Origin of the sequence: Enterococcus sp. 22-H-5-01 (assembly GCF_050310005.1) — a bacterium.
GTDB lineage: Bacteria > Bacillota > Bacilli > Lactobacillales > Enterococcaceae > Enterococcus_A > Enterococcus_A hailinensis.
Genome location: NZ_CP189993.1, coordinates 884,576 through 905,740 on the forward strand (window position 1 = coordinate 884,576; position 21,165 = coordinate 905,740).

A 21,165-nucleotide genomic window follows, 5' to 3' on the forward strand; every position below is an offset into this window, starting at 1 on the left:
TATTCTAATTTGTGCTGTAATTATTATTTACTCTATAATCCATAATAATTTTCACGAAATGATTTACCAAACATTTGTTTTAAACGCGCAATACTCTTCCGGCAATAGCACAATAGAAAAAATTAGCACTGCGAAATCATTTTTAGAATTTAGTTCAAGGATAGGCATAATACCGCTTATTGTCTTAACGACTATATATTTAGTGTTAAACAAAGATCTTATAAGTTCGAAAAAATTTACTTACTTTATGGTGACGTATGTTTACCTGATAATAAATTTTATTACGGTTATAATTTCTGGAAGATATTATAACCACTACTATATAACAATGATTTTCCCTGTAGTAGTAATATCTGTGGTAGGCATAAATGGATTTTTAAGCTTTATTAAAAATGATATTCGACGTTTTATTTTTTTATTCGCTTTATGTTCTCTTACTATGAGTTATAGTTACTTATCACTAAGAGATTTAGTAAAAAAACCTTTGACAACTAGTCCAAATCAGAAAGTAGAATCTCTGACGATTAACCAAGCTGAGTATATTCAAACTCACTCAAATAAAAACGACTCTATTTACATCCATAATATTGATGCGAATATTTATTTGTATAGTAATCGATATTCCAACTCAAAATATTTTGTTTTACCATCGTTAGACTATACAAAATTTAAACACTTGAAAAATGAATTTTTAGATGATATGGAATCTAATCCGCCTAAATTCATTGTTTTAAGAAAAGAAACGTTTGAAAAAAATAGTGATACTGACGAGAGAATTAATTTAAGCCTAAAAAAGATCATCAATGAAAATTATAAAATAGTACCTAAATATAAAAATACTGAATACTTAATGTTTGAAGAAAAATAATTATTAATTCTCGTACCTTCTCTTTGAGGAGGTATTTTTATGTACTTTAGAAATTCGATTCGAATCCGGTGGGCATACGATGATTTTATATCTATCCTAATCACGATCGAGAAAGCACAAAAATAAGCCCCCTACAAAATTGTAGAGGACTAGTTAATACACATACTTTTAACTAACGTTATTATATCTTGTAGTTTTTTTTACAGGAGTCCATGATAAGTATAAACCTATTCACAGAATTACAACACACGGATTTAGGCACACACATGCTAGTCTCCTTGTAGAAATGGGCGCTTTTTTAAAAGATATTCAATATCGTTTAGGTCATACCGACATTCAAACTACTATGAATGTTTACTCTCATGTTTCTAAATCTGCAAAGGAAAAATTAGCAAATAAGTTTAATGAATTCATTGATTTTTAACTCAATAGCATTCAATATGGCATTCAACATACTTTAGAAATTGATTTATGAGCATTTAAGCGACTCCCGCCAGCTCCATTAAAACCAATTCGATTTATTCAACTAAAGTATTGATCTTTTGATCAATGCTTTTTGTTTTGCTCGCTGATCTATCAGTCGACCATATTCTCTCTTCTCGTTTATAATGAGAATTATCTATAGTAAAGGAAAATAAGCTCTAATGAAAACAAAAGATTTAATACTTTATGCACTTTTGACTGCTATTTGTGTGGTTGGGCGCTTTTTGACGCAAGTAATTCCCAATGCTCAGCCAGTGACAGCCATTATTTTATTGATTACGTTATATATGGGTCCGCGTCCGGCTGTCATCATTAGTGCTTTATCTATGATTATTACCAATTTTTATTTAGGAATGGGGATTTGGACAATTGCCCAAGTGGGTGTATTTATTTTATTGATTCTCTTAATTCATCAAATCACACGCATAACTCCGCTCAAGCAAAAACTTTCGTGGCAATTGATCACTTGTATTTGTGTGAGTTTACTTTATGGATTTTTAATTTCATTATTTTTAGCTCCTTTTTTTGGAATCACCCATTTTTGGCCATATTATTTTAGCGGTCTACCCTTTGATCTACTACACGCTGGAGGGACGCTTGTCTTTTATTTTTTATTGAAGCACCCTTTACTTACTGTTTTTGACCACTATTTAAGGAGGAATAATTACCATGACGCTTAAAGAAAAAATCATCGCTGAAAGCCAGCGCCTCGGTATCGATAAAATCGGGTTTGCTTCTGCAGAACCATTTGATCATTTAGAAGATTCATTGCGAGAACAAAAAGAACGCGGCTATACTTCTGGATTTGAACATCCAGTAATAGAAGAACGAATTTATCCTGAACGAACATTTGAAGGCCCTAAAACGATTATTTCAATCGCTCTGGCCTACCCGACAAAAATCCACGAGGAAATTCCAAAAGATGAGAAACGAGGAATGTTTGCTCGGGCTTCTTGGGGAATTGATTATCACGACATTTTACGTGATCGTTTAAATCAATTGATTGCCTTCATCCAATCAGAAGCCGCCGCCGAACCCGGAGCTGAAGAATGGCGTTTCAGACCACAAGTAGATACAGGTGAGCTGGTCGATGTTTCGGTGGCGCAACGGGCGGGTCTTGGTTTCATTGGCCGAAACGGCTTATTGATCACTGAAGAATTTGGTTCTTTTGTTTATTTGGGAGAAATCGTCACGAATATTGATTTTGAAGTCGATGAACCGGTTCCTTTCGGTTGCGGCGAGTGTACCCGCTGTATCAAAGCCTGTCCGACGAAAGCACTCCTAGGCGACGGACGGATGAATGCAAAGCGTTGCTTGTCTTACCAAACTCAAACAAAAACGATGATGCCTGAAGAATATCGAAAAAAAATGAGCAATGTCATTTATGGTTGTGATATTTGCCAACTTGTTTGTCCTTACAATCAAGGCAAAGATTTCCATTTTCATCAAGAAATGGAACCGCAAGTCGATACGGTCTATCCAAAATTAAAACCGATGCTAAGTCTTTCTAACAAGGAATTCAAAACACAATTTGGCCATTTATCTGGTACTTGGCGTGGAAAGAAACCCTTGCAAAGAAATGCTATCATTGCATTAGCTAATTTAGGTGATCGCACAGCATTGCCAGACTTATACCAAATAGCACAGCAAGATGTTCGCCCGGTGATTCGTGGAACGGCCTTTTGGGCAATTGGTCGGCTAGGAAATAAAGAACCTGCGTTATGGATCGAACGTTTAACCGAGCTATTAGAAAAAGAAGTCGATCCTGAAGCGCTTCAAGAATTGACTCAAGCCATTGAACAACTAGAAAAGAAAAATAAACGCAAACGTTCATAAATAAAAACAGCAGTTCCTTTAAAAGGAACTGCTGTTTTTATTTAAAAGGGTTATAGAACCTTCCACCATTGACTACTAATAACCAAATACCCACAGAACATAATAAAACAACGACGATGATCGCTAGATAATCATTCCGTCTAAGTGGTTTAGCTAATAGCCAACTACGACTTTTTTTCTTACCAAACCGTCGTAACTCCATCGCTGAAGAAATCGTTTCAATCCGTTCCAAACTAGAAAAAATCAATGGTATCGCAATCGTTAGATTTCCTTTTACACGCTTCATCAACGAAGCTTTATTGGAGAGTTCGTTTCCTCGAGCTTGTTGTGCTTTAGAAATCGTTCGAAAATCTTCTTGGATATCAGGAATATAACGTAATGCTAACGAGAAAGCATACGCGATTTTATACGATCCACCCACACGATGAATACTTGAAGCAAGCTCGCTTGGGTTAGTGGTCATAATAAAAATCAGACCCGGAGGAATCGTCACAAAATATTTGATCAAAAGATTCAATTCATAAAACAATTGTTCTTGAGTCAATGTGTAACGGCCAATGCCTTCAAAAATCACATGACGTGTTCCATAAATCGTCACCCCATACTCTGGAGCAAATAAATACACTGTCAAAAGATTCAAGATAGAGAAAAAGGCAATAAATTTTAAAACAAAAGAAATTTCGCTATAACTGATCTTAGCACAGTAAAATAAGATGGCCGAAAAAACTGCCAAACCTAAAAGAAACCGTGTATCATAAGAAATCATTCCAACTACAGAGATCAGCAAAAAGCAGAGCAACTTAGTGAAACCGCTCAATCGATGGATCATCGTTTGTTTTGGGATATAACCGATCAAATTATTGGTTTCCATGGAGTCCCTCCTCCTGTTTGATGAACGCTGATACAAAACCTGTCGCATCTGTTAAACGATTATTTTTTGCTAAACGATACAAACTCGTTTCCCGTAGACTAGCTGATGCAACTAATTCTGATGAAGACAATACTGACGCTGGTGCTTCATCAGCAATGATTTCTCCTTGTTTTAAAACTACTGTCCGTTCTGTATGTTCTAACATCAAATGCATATCATGAGTGATCATCAAAATTGTGATCCCTGACTGATTTAATTTACGTAAAAATTGCATCATCTCATTGTAATGATAATAATCTTGACCAGCAGTTGGTTCATCTAAGATCAGCAACTCTGGTTCTAAAACTAAAATCGCCGCGATCGCTACCCGTCGTTTTTGACCATGACTCAACGCTGAAATCGGCCAATTTCGAAATTCATACAATCCACATACTTTTAATGTTTCATAAACTTTTTCTTGGATCACATCAGGAGCAATATTCCGATTTTCTAAACCTAAAGCAACTTCTTCAAAAATCATATTTTTGGAAAGCATTTGACTGCTATTTTGTAAAACATAGCCGATTTTGTCGGCTCGTTCTTTGATGCTTTCAGATGCTAGCGATTGTTCTTTCCACATTAATTCACCTGATTGCAATGGATAAAAACCTGTGATCACATTTGATAACGTCGATTTTCCAGCACCATTATGCCCAACTAAACTAACCATTTCTCTTTGATACAAGGTCATATCAATATTTTTTAAGACCTTATCTGTGCGAAAACCAAACGAAACATTCTTCAATGTTACTAATGATTTGTCTTTTATTTCTGGAGCATCGAATGTTGATTGAGAGCGTCTTAAAGCTTCCGCTATTGTCGGCGAAACCAGCTGATCGACTTTAGTCAGATCATCAAAATCTGCTAAAGAAATCCCTGCTCGTTTTAATGCAGTGATATACAGCGGTTCGCGAATACCATATTGCGCCAATAAATTACTTTTTAATAATTCCGTTGGTGTCATATCGGCAATAATTGTTCCCTCGTCCATCAAAATGACACGATCAATCGGAGCTGCTAAAACTTCTTCTAGGCGATGTTCAATGATGATTGTTGTGAACTTTTGTGATTGATACAACTGATCGATCATTTGAATTGCTTCATAACCAGTTTGTGGATCTAAATTGGCTAATGGTTCATCAAATAATAAGATTGGAGTCTCGTCGATCAAAACTCCTGCCATCGTCACACGTTGCTTTTGACCCCCAGAAAGATCTTGCGGACGTTTTGCCAATTGTTCTATTAAATTAGTTTTTTCTGCCCAATAATTGACTGCCTCACGCATCTCAGCTTGTTTGACCATTTCATTTTCTAAAGAAAAGGCAATATCCTCTGCTACCGTTAGTCCCACAAACTGGCTATCCGTATCTTGCAATACCGTTCCCACGTCTAAAGAAAGATTATAGATCGAAGCCTCGCCAAAAACTTTATCGTTAATGGTCAAAGTTCCAGTGAAACTGCCTTTTTCATTTTGTGGAATGATCCCGTTCAAACATTTTCCTAATGTTGATTTTCCAGAACCGCTGGGCCCCATGATCAAGATTTTTTCGCCTTGATCAATCGTCAAATTGATTTCTTTTAATGTCGGCTCGGCTTGGCTATCATATTGAAATGTAAAATCATGAAACTTGATCATCATTTATCCTCACGTTCTATGCTTCCTTATTCAGACTGCCTTTTTTAGTTTTTGTTTGAGCATATGCTTTTAGTAAAATAAAACCAATGATACCTGTTACGATTGCATTAGTTATCCCTGCGACGACACCTTGAGTAAATACTTTACTAGGTGCTTCTGCATAAATCAAAATATCGCCCAGCGGAGCAATGATCACCCACGTTACTAAATTGGCAATTGTTTCTCCTACTAAAAAGGTTGTTACTTGTTTTTTACCAAAAATCCCTTGTTCGATTGGAATACGTTTTGCTAGTAATCCAAAGAATACTCCTAAAATCCCTGTCGCAATGATCCATGACCACCAAGCACCATAAGTTGTTAAATCACCTAAGGCATGACCAATAAAACCGGCCAAACCAGCAACAACGGGTCCATAAACTACACCCAACAAAGCTAAGAACGGATATGCTGTTGCGATATCTGTGTTAGGAATTCCCGTCGGAATCGTCACGAATCGTTTCAAGATGAAGAAAACTGCTGCACCAATCCCGATTGCTACAATATGCTTGACTGTAAATTTTTTATTCATACTTTTATCCCCTTTATTTTTTAGTGTCTTATCCGCTAAATCTTTGTTAGTTCAACCGTCCAATCATTACCAGTACCTATTTTATACACTGCAGAAAATGAATCCAAATTGATACCTAAACCTACATTTAATAATGAATTGATGTAAAGAACCACTTCTTTGGGTGCAACTTGAGCAAAAGAACGACCAAAGATGACCTCGTCTTGATAACGAACCACACCTTGATAGTATATTTTTACTAATAAACTTTGTCCATATTGAACTTGCCAATTTTTGAAAAAAGATACCGGAATATTCGTCCATAATGAACCAAAACGAATATCTGTGACATCGATAGTCCCGCTAATTGAATCTTCTGTTTGCATTGGAGGATTCAAGGGAAAGACGACAAGTTCGTCCGGCTTAATCACTGAACCTAGTTCCGAAAATGCTACTTTTCCACTCGCCAAGCGAGCACCATTATAAACATAAACATCTCTGCCATGAAATGTATGACTTTCAGAAGATCCAGGTAAACGTTGCGTCTCCTCATCGATTTGCCTTACCTCTTTTATCCCAGTATTCCAAGCTAGATAAGTCAATGTTCCATTGTCCGGAGTAATGACATATTGACCACCTTCAAGTTCTGCTACTACACTACGGCGTGTCGAGCCTACGCCTGGATCGACTACAGAAACAAAGACTGTTCCTGCTGGCCAATAACTAACTGCTTGCAACAAACGATAACTCGCGTCATGGATATTATACGGTTCAATTTCATGCGTTAGATTATTGATCGTCAATGAAGAATCCACTTGGTATGCTACTCCGTACATCGCATTGACTGCTCCATCTTGTAATCCAAAGTCTGTTTGTACAACTAAAAAACCTGCCATTTATTTTCCACCTTTCTGCTATTCTGCTTTCTATGTCTGAAAATTGACTATAAAAAATACCCTTAGCAAATATTGCTAAGGGCATTGGACATGCGTTACCACCTTTTAATGTGAAGACTTTACAGACTTCACCTCGATCAGTACCCAAATTATTGGAGACTGTGCCTGATTAACGGGGACAACCGTATTTCCTTAAACGTTTCAGGAAATCCGCTCAAAAGCCATTTTCAAATAAGTCATTTGCATTCCCTTTCACCAGTCAGGAACTCTCTTTGGCACACAATCTTATTTTACTTTCTTTTTCATCGCGTTATCATTAATTGTTAATAAAATAGCAGAAATAATTTGACTTGTCAATTTCAGTTTAACTTAACCTCGTTTATTCTGTTTCTAATAATTGACCTTTTTTTCTTGGCATCCGCATTGATAAAATCCACGTTATCATCGTAATGATCGTTAAAACAATCAATAACTTCCAGCCATTTTGATAAGAACCCGTCTTGTCATAGATACTAGCTATAATCAATGAGCCTAACGTCAACCCTACTTGGGAAATACTGCTGATGATTCCATACACCTCAGCATAATGCTTTCGGCCATAAATTCTTGCTGTAATCAGCGGTGGCGAGACTGTTCCGATCGGCGTACCTAGTCCAAAGCAGAAGGCCATTAAATAAATCATCACTAATTGATGGCCATTTAATAATAATATAAAGGCCAAAGTCATGAATCCGCAACCGAAAATCGTACTTTTTACTGTTCCAAATCGGTCATCAATCCAGCCTAAAATTAATTTGCCAAAAATCCCAACTAATGAATATAGGGAAATGATCGATGATTTCACAACGACTCCGTGCATTTCTTCTAGTGCTGGTGGAAATTGTCCTAAAGAACCCGAATTTAATAAACCATTACAAAAAATGCCGAATACTAACATCAAGAAAACAGGCTGTCTAATCAACTGATGGACCGTTAAAGTAGATTCTTTTTCCTCGTGTGTCGTCTGTTCTGCTTTTTTCGTTGCCCCATATGCTTGTAATCCCATTTCTGAAGGGCTCTTCTTTAATACAAATAAAGAAATTGGAATCGTAATAGCTAAAAGTAATATAGCCATGATACGGTATGAGGCACGCCAGCCAAAAGTGGTCAATAAATAACTTAATACCGGACTGAAGATAAAGCCACCCAACCCTATCCCTGCCATTGCAATACTCATTGCTAAACCACGTTTTTCTTCAAACCAATTAGTGATCATCATACTTACTGGAATCAAAGTACTACTCGTATAGGCAATACCCAACACGATAGCTAATAAATATAATTGCCAAACGGAAGTTGCGAATGAAAAACTAAAGTAGGCTCCCACAAAAGCAATCAAAGCAATCGTTTGGATCTTTTTTAAATCTCCGGTCGCTAGCTTTTTAGCTACGATTGGAGAAAAAATAATCCCCATTGATTGTGTGATCGTATTGACTAAAGTAAAAGCACTTCGAGATATTGCCATATCTTCTGTTACTGATAAAAGATAGACATTTGCTAATGACATAACCATCGGTACTACAGTCGCAGTGATACAAACACAGCCAAGAACAACAATCCAACCATAAAATATTTTCTTTTCTTTCATACTATTTCTCCTGATTAAAGTACTCTGAAACAACTGTCGCCATCGTTTTGGCTGCAATTAATATAGATGCTTCATCAATATCAAACTTTGGATGATGATGCGGATAGGCTACTTGTCCTTCTCCTGTTGCACCAACATAAAAGAAACAGCTCGGACGTTCTTGGCAATAATACGCGAAATCTTCAGAAGGAGCGATTGGACCGCTATCCACTACTTTTTTTAATTCTGCAAATGGATGCTGCTCTAAACTATTAGCAACAAATTCGGTTAACGGTTGATCGTTCATCAAGACCGGATAATCATCTACATAATCTAATTCATATGTAGCGCCATACACTTCACAAACACCTCTAACGGTATCTTCAAAGGTTTCTTTGACCAATTTACGACTTGCTTCATTCATCATTCGGATGTCCCCTTCTAAAAAGACTGCATCCTTTAAGACATTTGCAGAGCCTTTTCCATCAAATGACCCTACAGTTAATGTCGTCATATCAAATGGGTTTACACGACGACTGACAATACTTTGTAGATTTACAACAATTTGACTCCCCACAAGTACAGCATCAATTCCGGCATTAGGCATTGAGCCGTGACTTCCCTTTCCTTGTACTTTCAACTTGAAAGTAGCTCGACCGGTTTGAGTCGCACCTGCGTGATAGTAGATTGTTCCTAAATCAAATCCTGACATTACATGACAACCCACTACATGGTCTACGCCATCAAGACAGCCGTCTTTGATCATTTGAATCGCTCCCCCCGGAGGTGTTTCTTCGGCAGGTTGATGGAGGATAGTAACTTTACCGGAAAACTGTTCTTTCAATTCAATTAAACATTCTGCTAAAATCAGCATATAAGCTGTGTGTGCGTCATGGCCGCAAGCGTGCATAATTCCAGGATTTTCAGAAGCAAAAGGCAAGCCGGTTTCTTCTTGGATTGGCAATGCATCAAAGTCCGCTCTTAAAGCAAGATTTTTTCCTGGTTTTCCACTATCGATTTCAACGACTACTCCATATCCGCCGACATTCTTCTTAACTGTACACGCTAGATTTTGATAGAAGTTCACGATGTATTTAGCTGTTTCCTGTTCTTCAAAAGACAACTCAGGATGTGCATGTAAATAACGACGAATCTCAACCATACGTTTCTTTTTTGAATCAATTAAGCTTAGTAGATTTTCCGCAAAACTATTCATAATATCCTCCTTATTTGAATATATTTTATGATGAATAAATAGTAGCATGAATCTTTCTACAGAAACAAGCCGTTTTAAAGTAGATATAAAAAAATGAATATTCTAGTTTTTTCAACATTTTAAATATTTTTCTAAGAACAGATATTGTTATATCATTTATTTAAGAAAGAAAAACAGCTACAATTTTTATAAAAATAAATTATTATTTTATAGTTATTCTTTTTCGCTGAATAATCTGATCATCCTAAATGACCTTTTTCTGGATAGTCAAAACTTATTAAAATTTCTGTTTATACATTTTTTCGTTGTTCCTTTATACTTAATGAAAAAGTTTATTTATCAGGAGGGATCTTATGGATAATTATCGTGTCGCTTTTTTCGATATTGATGGAACATTAGCAGATAATCAATTACCTCGTGAATTACCATTCACTGAAAGAGTGCCTGAATCAGCCAAAAAAGCCTTAAAAAAATTGAAAGAAAATAAAATTGAACCTGTCATCGCTTCTGGTCGTCATTATCGAACGTTACTTGAACTAGCTCACAGCCTAGATGTCGATAGTATTATTTCTTCGAATGGTAACTGCGTCCACTATCGAGGTGAATTAATTCATCAAAATACGATTCCAACAAAAATATTGATTCCTTTGATTGAACAATTAAAACAAGCAACAATCGAGTTTATGCTTGAAACACCTCATGGAATTTATTACTTAGAAGGCAGCACCTACCGCGGTGAGCATCCGACTGGAAAAGTTAGACTAAATGAACAAGATCCTTTACCAAAAGATATCGTTCAATTGATTGTTTCCTTAAAAAATCTCAGACAGTTAAAATTGGCTGAAGATTCCCCTTTGATTATAGAAAAGGTAGCACCTTTTACTGCAAATATTCATTTGAAAAATGGCACCAAAGCTGAAGGAATCCAAAAAATTTGTTCGTCTATGGGAATTGATGTTGTACAAACTCTTGCTTTTGGTGATGAAGAAAATGATTTTACTATGTTTCACACGGTCGGTTTTCCAATCGCTATGGGTAACGCCACACCTTCTTTGAAAGAAAAAGCAGCTTACGTAACAGACAGTGTTTCCGATGATGGCATTTGGAAAGCTTGCTTACATTTAAATTTAATTTCAGAATAATAAAACAGGGTGTGACTTTATTGGTCACATCCTGTTTAGATTATCGTTCATTCAATTGGAGATAACTATTATCCTCAGAAACTTCCATATAAGCTGGACGGATAATTTTTTGCGCATTGACGAGTTCTTCAATTCGATGGGCGGACCAGCCAACGATTCTTGCAGTTGCAAACATAGGTGTATATAATTCTTGCGGCAAAGCCAGCATATGATAAACAAAACCACTGAAAAAGTCGATATTGGCACTCACACCCTTATAAACTTTCCGCTTTTGTGCGATTACTTCTGGAGCAATCCGTTCTACTTTTTGGTATAAATTAAATTCTTTATAGGCATCGGAACCTTTTTCTTTCGCTAATTTCTCAACATATTGTTTAAAAATTTCAGCTCGCGGATCTGATTCTGCGTAAACTGCATGGCCCATTCCATAAATCAATCCTTGATAGTCAAATGCTTCCTTGGCTAAAACTTTTTCTAAATATGCTCGAATAGCATCTTCATCATCGCAATTGGTTATACTTCTTTTTAAATATTCCATCATTTGAGTCACTTTGATGTTTGCTCCACCATGCCGCGGACCTTTTAAAGAACCTAGCGCTGCTGCGATCGTCGAATATGTATCCGTCCCACTAGAAGTAACGACTCGTGTTGTAAAAGTCGAATTATTTCCTCCCCCGTGTTCCATATGGAGAACTAAAGCCATATCCAGAGTTTGCGCTTCTTGAAAAGTATATTTTTTATCAGGACGCAGCATCGTTAAAATTGCTTCAGCTGTACTAAGGGATTCGTCAGGACGATGAATATACATGCTTTCATCTTTTGCATAATGATTATACGCATGATATGAATAAACCGCCAGCATCGGAAAAGTCGCAATCAAATTCAATGATTGATCCAAAACATTCTCGATACTGATATCATCTGCTCGCGGATCATAACAACCTAATGTTAAAACACTGCGAGCCATGACGTTCATAATATTATGCGACGGTGCTTTCATAATAACATCTCGCACAAAATGAGTTGGAAGTGTTCGTCTTTTACCAATTGCTGTACTAAAGTTTTTCAATTGATCATTTGTAGGAAGCGAACCAAATAATAACAAATAACTAACTTCTTCAAAGCCTAAACGTCTTTCAGATACAAAACCATCGACTAACTGGTTGATGTTAATTCCACGGTACCTTAATTCACCCAAATTTGAGATAATTTTACCGTTTTTCATTATTTGAGAATGAATGGTCGATATATTAGTAAGCCCTGCCAAAACTCCTTTTCCGTCAACGTCTCGCAGTCCCTTTTTAACCTCATACTTTCGATACAAAGAAGCATCTAGATAATCCCTTGTTCGACAAATTTCAGCTAATTGATTCAAATCTAACATCACTACGTCCTCCTCACTTTGCCGATAATTGTATTTCGATTACAAAACATTATAACATCATTGTTTTAAAATGAAATACTTTTAATAATTTGATTTACTTTCTTTTTTTTTACTCGTATAATAAACCAAAATAATTATATTAGATAACGGAATCAGGAGGGATTTTTTGTTTGATTGGAAAAAGACGTTAGAAATAAAAAACGAACAATACACTTACTTTGATCTTTCAGCTATCACTGCCTCTTATGGAAAAAGTATTGCTAGTTTTCCTTATAGCATTCGCATATTACTCGAAAGTTTGGCTCGTCATCAAGAATTTGGTGCTTTAGAGAACTTAACAGCTTTTGATCCGCAAAAAACCAATGGTGTCGTGCCATTTCGGCCTTCTCGCGTTGTTTTACAAGATTTTACTGGAGTGCCTGCAGTTGTAGATTTAGCTGCGATGAGAGATGCAGTCGTAAAATTAGGCGGTGATCCACGAGTAATCAATCCAGAAATCCCTGTAACTTTAGTAGTTGACCACTCTGTGCAAGTTGATTCTGCTGGCAGCAAACAAAGCCTAGCTTTTAATACTGAAAAAGAATTTGAGCGCAATCATGAACGTTATCAATTTTTAAAGTGGGCACAACAAGCTTTCGATAACTTCGAAGTCGTACCACCAGAAACAGGCATCATCCATCAAGTGAATCTAGAATATCTATCCGATGTGATTATAAAAAGTCCTGAAAATTTATTGTTTCCAGATTCTTTAGAGGGCACAGACTCACATACTACGATGATCAACGGCTTAGGTGTTCTTGGTTGGGGTGTCGGAGGTATCGAAGCAGAAGCAGCGATTCTTGGGGAAGCTTCCTACTTTCCTACTCCTGAAGTGATTGGTGTTGAAATCACTGGGGAACTTAGCCCGGGAGCATCTGCTACAGATTTGGCTTTATTTCTGACAGAACTTTTGCGTAATGAAAAAGTTGTAGGAAAATTTGTTGAATATTTTGGTGATGGCTATAAGCGTTTAAGTCTATCTGACCGCGCAACAATCGCCAATATGGCACCTGAGTATGGTGCTACTTGCGGATTCTGCCCCATCGATGAAGAGACTCTTCAATATCTTCGTTTAACTGGCAGAACAGATGAATTAGTTACAATCGTCGAAACTTATGCCAAAACCAACCATCTTTTTTATGATGGAAGTGAGCAACCAAATTATACTCGTATAATCAAAGTTGATCTCACTACAATCACATCGTCAGTTTCCGGCCCGAAGCGTCCGCAAGATCGTGTGATACTTTCTGAAGTCGCTAAAAATTTTTCAACTTCATTAACCAACGAAAAAGGGCCACAAGGATTTGGTCTAACTAATGATGAACGCTTTCGCAAAGAACCTATTGGTGGAACAAATAGTTCGATTCAAACAGGCGATTTAGTTTTAGCAGCCATCACTAGCTGCACCAATACCAGCAACCCTTCTGTGATGGTGGCGGCAGGTCTTTTGGCTAAAAAAGCAGTCGCTTTAGGACTATCTGTCGCTCCAACTATCAAAACGTCTTTGGCACCTGGCTCAAAAATCGTTACGCAATATTTAGAAAAAGGACAATTATTAGAACCGTTAGCTCAGTTAGGCTTTGATATTGTCGGTTATGGTTGTACTACTTGTATTGGAAATTCTGGACCGCTAGATCCGGCCATCGAAACAACACTTAGAGAAAGTGAATTAGTCGTCTCAGCTATTTTATCTGGAAATCGAAATTTCGAAGGTCGAATCCATCCCTTGATCAAAGCGAACTACCTGGCCTCGCCACCTTTGGTAATTGCTTATGCGTTAGCTGGAACTATACAAAAAGATCTTACTACTGAAGCCATCGCAATCGTTGATGGTAAGGAACTTTATTTGAAAGATCTTTGGCCTACTCAAGAAGAGGTAGCTTCTTACATCACTCAATATTTGGATCCTGAAGATTTTCGTAATGCCTATCAAGATATTTATCATTCCAATGAACGTTGGAATAAAATCAAAACTTCAACTGGAGATTGTTATGAATGGGATGAGACTTCAACTTATATTGCTAACCCGCCTTTTTTTACTGCGATTGACCAAACGACTAAAAAATCTATAGATCTTAATAATCTTCATGTGCTGGCAAAATTTGGTGATACCGTCACTACAGATCATATTTCCCCAGCCGGAAATATCGGACTTCGATCACCGGCCGGAAAATATTTGAAGGAGCACGGATTAGCATATAAAGATTTTAATTCTTTTGGTTCCCGTCGAGGAAATCATGAAGTAATGATGCGCGGAACTTTTGGTAATATCCGGATTCAAAATCAATTAACACCAGACACAAGCGGTGGGTTTACAAGATTTAGACTTACTGGAGAAGAACTTTCAATTTACGATGCAGCAATGAATTATCAATCAGAAAATATCTCTACCATTATTTTAGCTGGAAAAGATTACGGAATGGGTTCTTCCCGTGACTGGGCTGCTAAAGGAACTAATCTTTTAGGAGTAAAAGCTGTCCTTGCAGAAAGTTATGAACGGATTCATCGCAGCAACTTAGTCATGATGGGCGTGGTTCCTTTTGAATATTTACCTGGTCAAACGGCTGATTCACTTGGTCTAACTGGCTTTGAAATATTTAGCTTCGATTTTCCTGCAGAACCTACAATCAATCAGTTGATTACCGTAACAGTCCAAGGTGAAAAGGAAACATCATTCCAAGTAAAACTGCGGTTTGATTCTGATGCAGATATCATCTATTGGAAAAATCAAGGAATCCTTCCTTTAGTGATTCGTAAAAAAATGAATGCAGAGGTGTTTTAATAATGACAAATCCAATCATTCCTTATATCGAAGGTGATGGTATCGGCCCTGAAATTTGGCAAGTGACAAAAAAAGTTGTCGATGCCGCTATCGCCTCAGCATACACTGACGAAAGAAAGATTAATTGGCTTGAAGTTTTAGCCGGTGAAAAAGCTTTCCGGCAAACTGGTGATTGGTTACCTGAGGAAACGATCCAAACAATCAGAAAAAACAAAGTAGCGATCAAAGGACCCTTGACGACCCCAATTGGCGAAGGGTTCCGCTCCTTGAATGTAACTCTGCGGCAAGAATTGGATTTGTACGCCTGTGTTCGACCAATTCGCTATTTTGCTGGTGTCCCTTCTCCATTAAAGCAACCAGAAAAAACAGCAATCACAGTATTCAGAGAAAATACAGAAGATGTGTATGCCGGTATCGAATTTGCTAAAGGTTCTGAAGAAGCAAATAAATTAATTGATTTTTTAACTACACAACTACAAGTGACAAATATTCGCTTTCCTCACACAAGTGCTATAGGTATCAAACCAATATCACAAGAAGGCAGCGAACGTCTGATTCGTGCGGCAATTGATTATGCGATTGATCACCATAAAACACGCGTCACTTTAGTCCACAAGGGAAATATTATGAAATTTACTGAAGGTGGTTTTAAAAACTGGGGCTATACATGGATAGAACAAGAATATCCAAATATCTTTACTATGAACCAATATAAGCTGATAGTAACGGAAAAAGGCAAATTAAAAGCACAGCAAATGTTAGAACAAGCAAAAGCAGCTAAAAAGATTATCGTTGATGACGTGATTGCCGATAATTTTTTACAACAAAGTCTTCTTTATCCTGAAAACTATCAAGTAATAGCGACAACGAATTTAAACGGCGATTATATTTCAGATGCCTTAGCTGCCCAAGTTGGCGGCATTGGTATCTCCCCGGGAGCAAATATCAATTATCGATCTGGCCACGCTATTTTCGAAGCCACCCACGGGACCGCTCCCGATATTGTTGGAAAAGGTTGGGCCAATCCTTGTTCATTGCTGTTATCAGCAACGATGCTCTTAGATTATTTAGGCTGGACTGAAGCGAGTCAGAAAATCATATCAGCCATCGAGCAAGCGTTAGACAATCAGTTAGTCACTCATGATTTTGCTCAGATGTTGCAAGTCAAAGAACTATCGACTAATGAATTCGGTAATGTACTGATTCAAATAATTAATAAGGCTGATTAATCCTAACTAAATATGTCTACAAAATAAAAACACTTAGCAAACCAAGAATGGTTTGCTAAGTGTTTTTGCTAACGTAGGTAACTATTATTTGTGACGATTCCCGCCACTTCATCATATGTGATTGCTACTTGACCATTTTGAGCATCGATTTTATCAGTATCTAAGCCGCTAAAACGCTCAACATTTACTACACAACCAGTATCATCTTTATGAACAACTTCTCCAATGATTGGCCGAGCAAAATCAGTCTTACGGCATTCATAGTTTTCTCCTACAATAATCGCTTCTTTATTCATTCAACCACCTCATTAATGTTTTATAATACATTTATATAATAGCATTAAATATAATAAAAAACCACAATAAAGGTGCTATTTATTAAATAACCCTCTTTTTTAAATCTTAATACGTGCTTTAAACAAGATTATCTAACAATAATGAGACATATTGTTCTAAATAAAACTGATCGATTTGATCATACATGCCTATTTCTGAACTATCTAAATCTAGCACACCAATCAACTGCTCTCCCTTTTTCATAGGAACAACGATTTCTGATCGCGCCGCTGAATCACAAGCGATATAATTTTTATGCTCCAAAACATTTTCAACAATCAATGTTTGATTTTTTTCTGCTGATTCTCCGCAAACACCTTTGCCCATGGCAATATGCACACATGAAACATTTCCTTGGAAAGGCCCTAAAATCAATTCATCATTTTTAAATAAATAATATCCTGCAAAAATCGTTGCTTTCAATGTTTGATTCAATAATGCAGAAGAATTTGCTAAATTCGCAATTAAATCTGTTTCTCCTTCAAGTAATGCTTTTTGTTGCAATAATAATAATTGATAGGCCGCTTCTTTGGCTTCCTGATTTTCCCAGCTCATATCTATTCCTCCAACTATGGATCATTTATTGTTTAAAATTCTATTTTTTCAATTTTTCTAAATTGATGGCTTAATTTTAACGTAATCCAAACAAGAACACCATCGTTTCATTTCCTTTCTCTTAACAAAAAAGCCGAGCCAAAGTATCTAAATACTTTGGCTCAGCTTTTTGCTTATTATTCTGCTTCTTCAATATCTTTTGAAATTTCAGCTAATTTAATTTCGTTATTCAAATAATCTTCATTATCGACAGGGAAATGTTGACGTAGTTCAGCCAATTCCATCAAATCGACTTCACCAGTATTCAATTCAAAATCTAAAACATGTCCACCAAAACGGTGATCATCACTAATAAAGTGTAGATGAAAACCAGCTGCTGATGCCCCATGAAATAATTCTGGTGTAAAGAATCCCACAATTGTTCCTGAGATATTTTCTGCATGGAATTCTGGTTGATTACGTGTAATATCTACAAAGCGCGGATAAGGCTTTTCTTGTTTAGGTGCAACACGGACATGCATCTTTTTAAAAGTTCCTTTAATTTGAACAGCTGAAAACAAATTTTTACTGATTTTCGCTAAAATCATTTCCTTTATTTTATCATCAGACTGGTTGTTTATTTGGAATTGTTGATCCGAAACAAAAGAAGTCACTGCTGCATAAGGTGTTAATTCAGCTCCAGACAGCTGGTGGATCTCGCCAGCTTCGTTTGCGTGATAAATAGTACCGTCCAAAATGATCACTTCACCATTTGAACCAGCAAGTGTTCCTAAACCAAAATCCCCATTATCTAATAGTTTTCCGATTTTTTCTGTTCCATCCATCAAATCTTGCATCAAACCACCAAGTGTTCCATGTTGATAAATATATTTTTTAGTTTTCACTGTCATGCAAAATCCCCTCTTAATAAAATTGATCCGGTAGAATCGTTTTACCTAATTCTTTGTTATCAGAATAATCGATCGGAATATCAATGATTACAGGGCCATCTGTTGCAAATCCTTCATTGATTGCCGCTTCTAATTCTTCTTTTGTTGTTGCACGTAAACCCTTTGCGCCAAAAGCTTCTGCATATTTAACAAAATCTACTGGTCCGAAGTGGACACCAGAAGAACGGTTGTATTTCATTTCTTCTTGGAACTCAACCATGTTATAGCTACCATCATTCCAAATCAAATGAATGATTTTTTGTTTCAAACGAACAGCTGTTTCAAGTTCTTGAGCAGAGAATAAGAAGCCCCCATCGCCAGAGATTGAAACGATTTGTGTATTTGGTCGGACCAAAGCAGCTGAGATCGCCCAAGGTAACGCCACACCCAAGGTTTGCATTCCATTGCTAAATAACAAGTGACGAGGTTCATAACTTCTAAAATGACGAGCCATCCAAATATAATGACTGCCCACATCTACTGTTACGGTCATGTCATCTGTCACATTTTTTTGTAAAGAGTCGATGACTTCTAACGGATGGACACGGCCAGCTACAGTTTTATTTTTTTGTACCCCGTTGCTTAACCTTTCTTGCAATGTCGCTAAATAATTTTCTGCATCTGAAGATAATTGATAATTAGTGATCGTATCGCTTAGTTTTTCAATTGTTTTTGCTATACTCCCGATTAGTTCCGCTTCTGGTTGCATGTATTGATCGATTTCCATTGGTACTTCATCTATCACAATGATCCGTGCATCTTTTTCAGCATTCCAGTTTCGAGCTTCATACTCGATTGGATCATAGCCGACAGCCAAAACTAAATCACTGCGTTTTAGCAACATATCTCCAGGTTGATTGCGAAAAAGCCCCACACGTCCAAAGAAATGTTTTTCTAAATCACGAGAAATAATCCCTGCTCCTTGGAACGTTTCTACTACCGGTAAGCCGGTTTTCTCAACAAGTTTACGAATTGCTGCGGTTTCTTTTTTCCCAGAAGCACGCATCCCAACTAATAGTGTAGGTAATTTTGCTTCACTGATTCGTTGAGCCAAATCAGCGATGTCTTCATCTGACGCCGTACCTAATATAGGTGCTGATAACGGTTTGATTGCTTCACTGGTTACTTCTCCATCAGTTACATCTTGCGGAATTGAAAGAAAACTTGCACCCTTTTTAGCTGTTTTAGCAATTCGAAAAGCATTTGCAATATTTTCTGATAGTGTTTCCGAGTCCTGAATCTCTGTACTAAATTTGGTAATCGGAGCAAATAGTGCAGCGTTATCCATACTTTGATGGGTCAGTTTTGAAAGATCTGAACGTTTTACTTGTCCTGCTAAAGCTACTACTGGATCGCCTTCTGCCGTTGCAGTCACTAATCCCGTTGCTAAATTACTTGCACCAGGACCACTGGTAGCGATGACTACGCCAGGTTCACCGGTTAAACGGCCAATCGCTTGAGCCATAAAAGCCGCATTCTGTTCATGACGCGCTAAAATCAATTCTGGACCATGATCTTCTAATGTATCAAATACGCCGTCGATTTTCGCACCGGGAATCCCAAAAATATAAGGAACGTTATGATTTTCTAAACTATTGACAATAATTTCTGCACCTTTTTTACTCACTGTACTACATCTCCTTGAAATCTGTATTACTAACTTTTGATAATATAGCACTAATATCTTTATTTATCAAAGATGAAACATCAAAAATAATTGTTTTATTAGAAAGTAAAAAAAGGGTCATCTTCTGTTAAACGCTTTCTTCATTGATATAAAAAGATTTTCCTTTCTTAAAATTAGGTTAATAAATTTTGATTGTCCCTATACCCTTTCTATGAGATAATTTAAGCAAACATTTGTTCGGAGGTGTTTCTATGCACTATAAAGAATACAAAAGCATTTTGTCAGCTAAAAATAATTTGAATCTCTTTCGCGGATGTACTCATGGTTGTATTTACTGTGATAGTCGAAGTGATTGTTATCAATTAAATCATCCCTTTGAAGACATTGAAATCAAGAAACACGCTCTAGAAATTTTTGAGCGTGAATTACAACGTAAAAGACAGCCTTGTATGATTACTACCGGTGCAATGACTGATCCGTATATTCAATTAGAACCGCGTTTACGAATCACTCGCGGTGCCTTAGAATTGATTGAACGTTATGAATTCGGAGTTGCTATCCAAACAAAATCCACTCGTATCCTGCGTGATCTTGAGCTGTTAAAACAAATCAATCAAAAAACAAAAGCTGTAGTAGAAATGACATTAACTACTTACGATGAAGAACTATGCAAAATTTTAGAGCCCTATGTTTCTACAACTAAAGAACGCTTCGAGACTTTGATGCAGTTTAAAGCAGGCGGTGTACCAACTGTCGTTTGGCTCTCTCCGATTTTGCCTTTTATCAATGATAGTGAAGAGAATTTACGTGGTATTTTAGCCTATTGCATCGAAGCAGGCGTCAAAGCAATTATGTGTTTTGGTTTCGGTGTCACCTTACGTGCTGGAAATCGAGAATATTTTTATCACCAATTAGATAAATATTTCCCAGGTATGAAACAGAAATATTTATCCGTTTTTGGAGATAGTTATATTTGTACTAGCCCACAACACGATCATTTAATGGCTCTCTTTAGCGATACATGTAAAAAACATGGTATTCTGTGGAAGACAGAAGACGTTTTCCAGTATCTGCAAACCTTTGAAGACAAGCGGGAACAACTTTCTTTATTTTAGAAAAACAAACTACTTGCTCTGAAACTCGT

18 protein-coding genes, 1 pseudogene and 1 other annotated feature are annotated in these 21,165 nt (G+C 36.9%); of the genes and pseudogenes, 8 read left to right on the forward strand and 11 right to left on the reverse strand.

Features of this window, described 5'->3' with window-relative positions; translation table 11 throughout:
• The first annotated feature begins 58 nt into the window (after nucleotides 1–58).
• From ACQKTA_RS04485 to queG, 4 genes and pseudogenes are all read left to right on the forward strand, one after another.
• Nucleotides 59–868, forward strand: a complete 810-nt coding sequence (locus ACQKTA_RS04485) for a hypothetical protein (protein ID WP_427814346.1) — start codon at nucleotides 59–61, stop codon at nucleotides 866–868.
• Nucleotides 869–1,091: 223 nt separating this feature from the next.
• A pseudogene (locus ACQKTA_RS04490) lies at nucleotides 1,092–1,292 on the forward strand (tyrosine-type recombinase/integrase); the annotation flags it as partial.
• A 220-nt stretch (nucleotides 1,293–1,512) separates the two neighbouring features.
• Nucleotides 1,513–2,031: an ECF transporter S component gene (locus ACQKTA_RS04495; protein WP_427814347.1), complete on the forward strand. Its 519-nt coding sequence runs from the start codon at nucleotides 1,513–1,515 to the stop codon at nucleotides 2,029–2,031.
• The gene (gene queG, locus ACQKTA_RS04500) at nucleotides 2,021–3,187 is read left to right on the forward strand and encodes a tRNA epoxyqueuosine(34) reductase QueG (protein ID WP_427814348.1); all 1,167 of its coding nucleotides are present in this window, start codon (nucleotides 2,021–2,023) and stop codon (nucleotides 3,185–3,187) included. Before ACQKTA_RS04495 ends, queG begins: the two co-directional genes overlap by 11 nt.
• Before the next feature lie 37 nt (nucleotides 3,188–3,224).
• Here queG and ACQKTA_RS04505 read toward each other — a convergent pair whose 3' ends face one another.
• From ACQKTA_RS04505 to ACQKTA_RS04530, 6 genes are all read right to left on the reverse strand, one after another.
• A complete protein-coding gene (locus ACQKTA_RS04505) occupies nucleotides 3,225–4,058 on the reverse strand; it encodes an energy-coupling factor transporter transmembrane component T family protein (protein WP_427814349.1) in 834 nt (277 codons plus the stop codon).
• Nucleotides 4,045–5,733: an ABC transporter ATP-binding protein gene (locus ACQKTA_RS04510; protein WP_427814350.1), complete on the reverse strand. Its 1,689-nt coding sequence runs from the start codon at nucleotides 5,731–5,733 to the stop codon at nucleotides 4,045–4,047. Before ACQKTA_RS04510 ends, ACQKTA_RS04505 begins: the two co-directional genes overlap by 14 nt.
• A 16-nt stretch (nucleotides 5,734–5,749) precedes the next feature.
• Nucleotides 5,750–6,301, reverse strand: a complete 552-nt coding sequence (locus ACQKTA_RS04515) for an ECF-type riboflavin transporter substrate-binding protein (protein ID WP_071858525.1) — start codon at nucleotides 6,299–6,301, stop codon at nucleotides 5,750–5,752.
• 35 nt (nucleotides 6,302–6,336) lie between these two features.
• Entirely contained in the window at nucleotides 6,337–7,176 is an 840-nt protein-coding gene (locus tag ACQKTA_RS04520) for an SAM hydrolase/SAM-dependent halogenase family protein (RefSeq protein ID WP_427814351.1), read from the reverse strand.
• Between the two features lie 74 nt (nucleotides 7,177–7,250).
• Nucleotides 7,251–7,491, reverse strand: a binding site (T-box leader).
• 64 nt (nucleotides 7,492–7,555) lie between these two features.
• Complete coding sequence (locus tag ACQKTA_RS04525) at nucleotides 7,556–8,803, reverse strand: MFS transporter (protein WP_427814352.1); 1,248 nt, start codon at nucleotides 8,801–8,803, stop codon at nucleotides 7,556–7,558.
• A gap of 1 nt (nucleotide 8,804) precedes the next feature.
• Complete coding sequence (locus ACQKTA_RS04530) at nucleotides 8,805–9,998, reverse strand: amidohydrolase (protein ID WP_427814353.1); 1,194 nt, start codon at nucleotides 9,996–9,998, stop codon at nucleotides 8,805–8,807.
• A gap of 353 nt (nucleotides 9,999–10,351) precedes the next feature.
• On the opposite strand from ACQKTA_RS04530, the gene ACQKTA_RS04535 reads away from it, so the two are divergent.
• Entirely contained in the window at nucleotides 10,352–11,140 is a 789-nt protein-coding gene (locus tag ACQKTA_RS04535) for a Cof-type HAD-IIB family hydrolase (RefSeq protein ID WP_427814354.1), read from the forward strand.
• 40 nt (nucleotides 11,141–11,180) lie between these two features.
• On the opposite strand, the gene ACQKTA_RS04540 is transcribed toward ACQKTA_RS04535, so the two are convergent.
• Nucleotides 11,181–12,524, reverse strand: coding sequence for a citrate/2-methylcitrate synthase (locus tag ACQKTA_RS04540; RefSeq protein ID WP_427814355.1), 1,344 nt, complete (start codon nucleotides 12,522–12,524; stop codon nucleotides 11,181–11,183).
• A 166-nt stretch (nucleotides 12,525–12,690) separates the two neighbouring features.
• Here ACQKTA_RS04540 and acnA point away from each other — a divergent pair, with 166 nt between their 5' ends.
• Both acnA and icd read left to right on the forward strand, forming a co-directional pair.
• Nucleotides 12,691–15,345 (forward strand): aconitate hydratase AcnA, encoded by a 2,655-nt coding sequence (acnA, locus tag ACQKTA_RS04545; RefSeq protein ID WP_427814356.1) that lies wholly within the window; start codon nucleotides 12,691–12,693, stop codon nucleotides 15,343–15,345.
• 2 nt (nucleotides 15,346–15,347) lie between these two features.
• Nucleotides 15,348–16,574, forward strand: coding sequence for an NADP-dependent isocitrate dehydrogenase (gene icd, locus ACQKTA_RS04550; protein ID WP_427814357.1), 1,227 nt, complete (start codon nucleotides 15,348–15,350; stop codon nucleotides 16,572–16,574).
• Nucleotides 16,575–16,642: 68 nt separating this feature from the next.
• Here the strand turns inward: icd and ACQKTA_RS04555 are convergent, their stop codons facing one another.
• The 4 genes from ACQKTA_RS04555 to alsS form a co-directional block, all read right to left on the reverse strand.
• A complete protein-coding gene (locus tag ACQKTA_RS04555; protein ID WP_427814358.1) occupies nucleotides 16,643–16,870 on the reverse strand; it encodes a hypothetical protein in 228 nt (75 codons plus the stop codon).
• Between the two features lie 118 nt (nucleotides 16,871–16,988).
• On the reverse strand, nucleotides 16,989–17,465 hold the full coding sequence (locus ACQKTA_RS04560; RefSeq protein WP_332654207.1) for a GAF domain-containing protein: 477 nt from the start codon (nucleotides 17,463–17,465) through the stop codon (nucleotides 16,989–16,991).
• A gap of 176 nt (nucleotides 17,466–17,641) precedes the next feature.
• Nucleotides 17,642–18,355 carry an acetolactate decarboxylase gene (budA, locus tag ACQKTA_RS04565; protein WP_427814359.1) on the reverse strand — a complete coding sequence of 238 codons (714 nt, stop codon included), beginning with the start codon at nucleotides 18,353–18,355 and terminating at the stop codon, nucleotides 17,642–17,644.
• A gap of 13 nt (nucleotides 18,356–18,368) precedes the next feature.
• Complete coding sequence (gene alsS, locus ACQKTA_RS04570; RefSeq protein WP_407857423.1) at nucleotides 18,369–20,021, reverse strand: acetolactate synthase AlsS; 1,653 nt, start codon at nucleotides 20,019–20,021, stop codon at nucleotides 18,369–18,371.
• Nucleotides 20,022–20,272: 251 nt separating this feature from the next.
• Between alsS and ACQKTA_RS04575 the strand changes: the two genes are divergently transcribed.
• Entirely contained in the window at nucleotides 20,273–21,136 is an 864-nt protein-coding gene (locus ACQKTA_RS04575; RefSeq protein ID WP_427814360.1) for a radical SAM protein, read from the forward strand.
• Nucleotides 21,137–21,165 lie beyond the last annotated feature (29 nt).

Bases quoted from the DNA above. Each gene is read 5' to 3' on its own strand.
- ACQKTA_RS04485 (WP_427814346.1), top strand. From the start codon at position 59: ATGATTTACCAAACATTTGTTTTAAACGCGCAATACTCTTCCGGCAAT.
- ACQKTA_RS04560 (WP_332654207.1), bottom strand. From the start codon at position 17,465: ATGAGCTGGGAAAATCAGGAAGCCAAAGAAGCGGCCTATCAATTATTA.
- ACQKTA_RS04510 (WP_427814350.1), bottom strand. From the start codon at position 5,733: ATGATCAAGTTTCATGATTTTACATTTCAATATGATAGCCAAGCCGAG.
- ACQKTA_RS04530 (WP_427814353.1), bottom strand. From the start codon at position 9,998: ATGAATAGTTTTGCGGAAAATCTACTAAGCTTAATTGATTCAAAAAAG.
- queG (WP_427814348.1), top strand. From the start codon at position 2,021: ATGACGCTTAAAGAAAAAATCATCGCTGAAAGCCAGCGCCTCGGTATC.
- budA (WP_427814359.1), bottom strand. From the start codon at position 18,355: ATGACAGTGAAAACTAAAAAATATATTTATCAACATGGAACACTTGGT.
- icd (WP_427814357.1), top strand. From the start codon at position 15,348: ATGACAAATCCAATCATTCCTTATATCGAAGGTGATGGTATCGGCCCT.
- ACQKTA_RS04555 (WP_427814358.1), bottom strand. From the start codon at position 16,870: ATGAATAAAGAAGCGATTATTGTAGGAGAAAACTATGAATGCCGTAAG.
- ACQKTA_RS04575 (WP_427814360.1), top strand. From the start codon at position 20,273: ATGCACTATAAAGAATACAAAAGCATTTTGTCAGCTAAAAATAATTTG.
- ACQKTA_RS04505 (WP_427814349.1), bottom strand. From the start codon at position 4,058: ATGGAAACCAATAATTTGATCGGTTATATCCCAAAACAAACGATGATC.
- ACQKTA_RS04540 (WP_427814355.1), bottom strand. From the start codon at position 12,524: ATGTTAGATTTGAATCAATTAGCTGAAATTTGTCGAACAAGGGATTAT.
- ACQKTA_RS04495 (WP_427814347.1), top strand. From the start codon at position 1,513: ATGAAAACAAAAGATTTAATACTTTATGCACTTTTGACTGCTATTTGT.
- ACQKTA_RS04525 (WP_427814352.1), bottom strand. From the start codon at position 8,803: ATGAAAGAAAAGAAAATATTTTATGGTTGGATTGTTGTTCTTGGCTGT.
- ACQKTA_RS04520 (WP_427814351.1), bottom strand. From the start codon at position 7,176: ATGGCAGGTTTTTTAGTTGTACAAACAGACTTTGGATTACAAGATGGA.
- ACQKTA_RS04515 (WP_071858525.1), bottom strand. From the start codon at position 6,301: ATGAATAAAAAATTTACAGTCAAGCATATTGTAGCAATCGGGATTGGT.
- ACQKTA_RS04535 (WP_427814354.1), top strand. From the start codon at position 10,352: ATGGATAATTATCGTGTCGCTTTTTTCGATATTGATGGAACATTAGCA.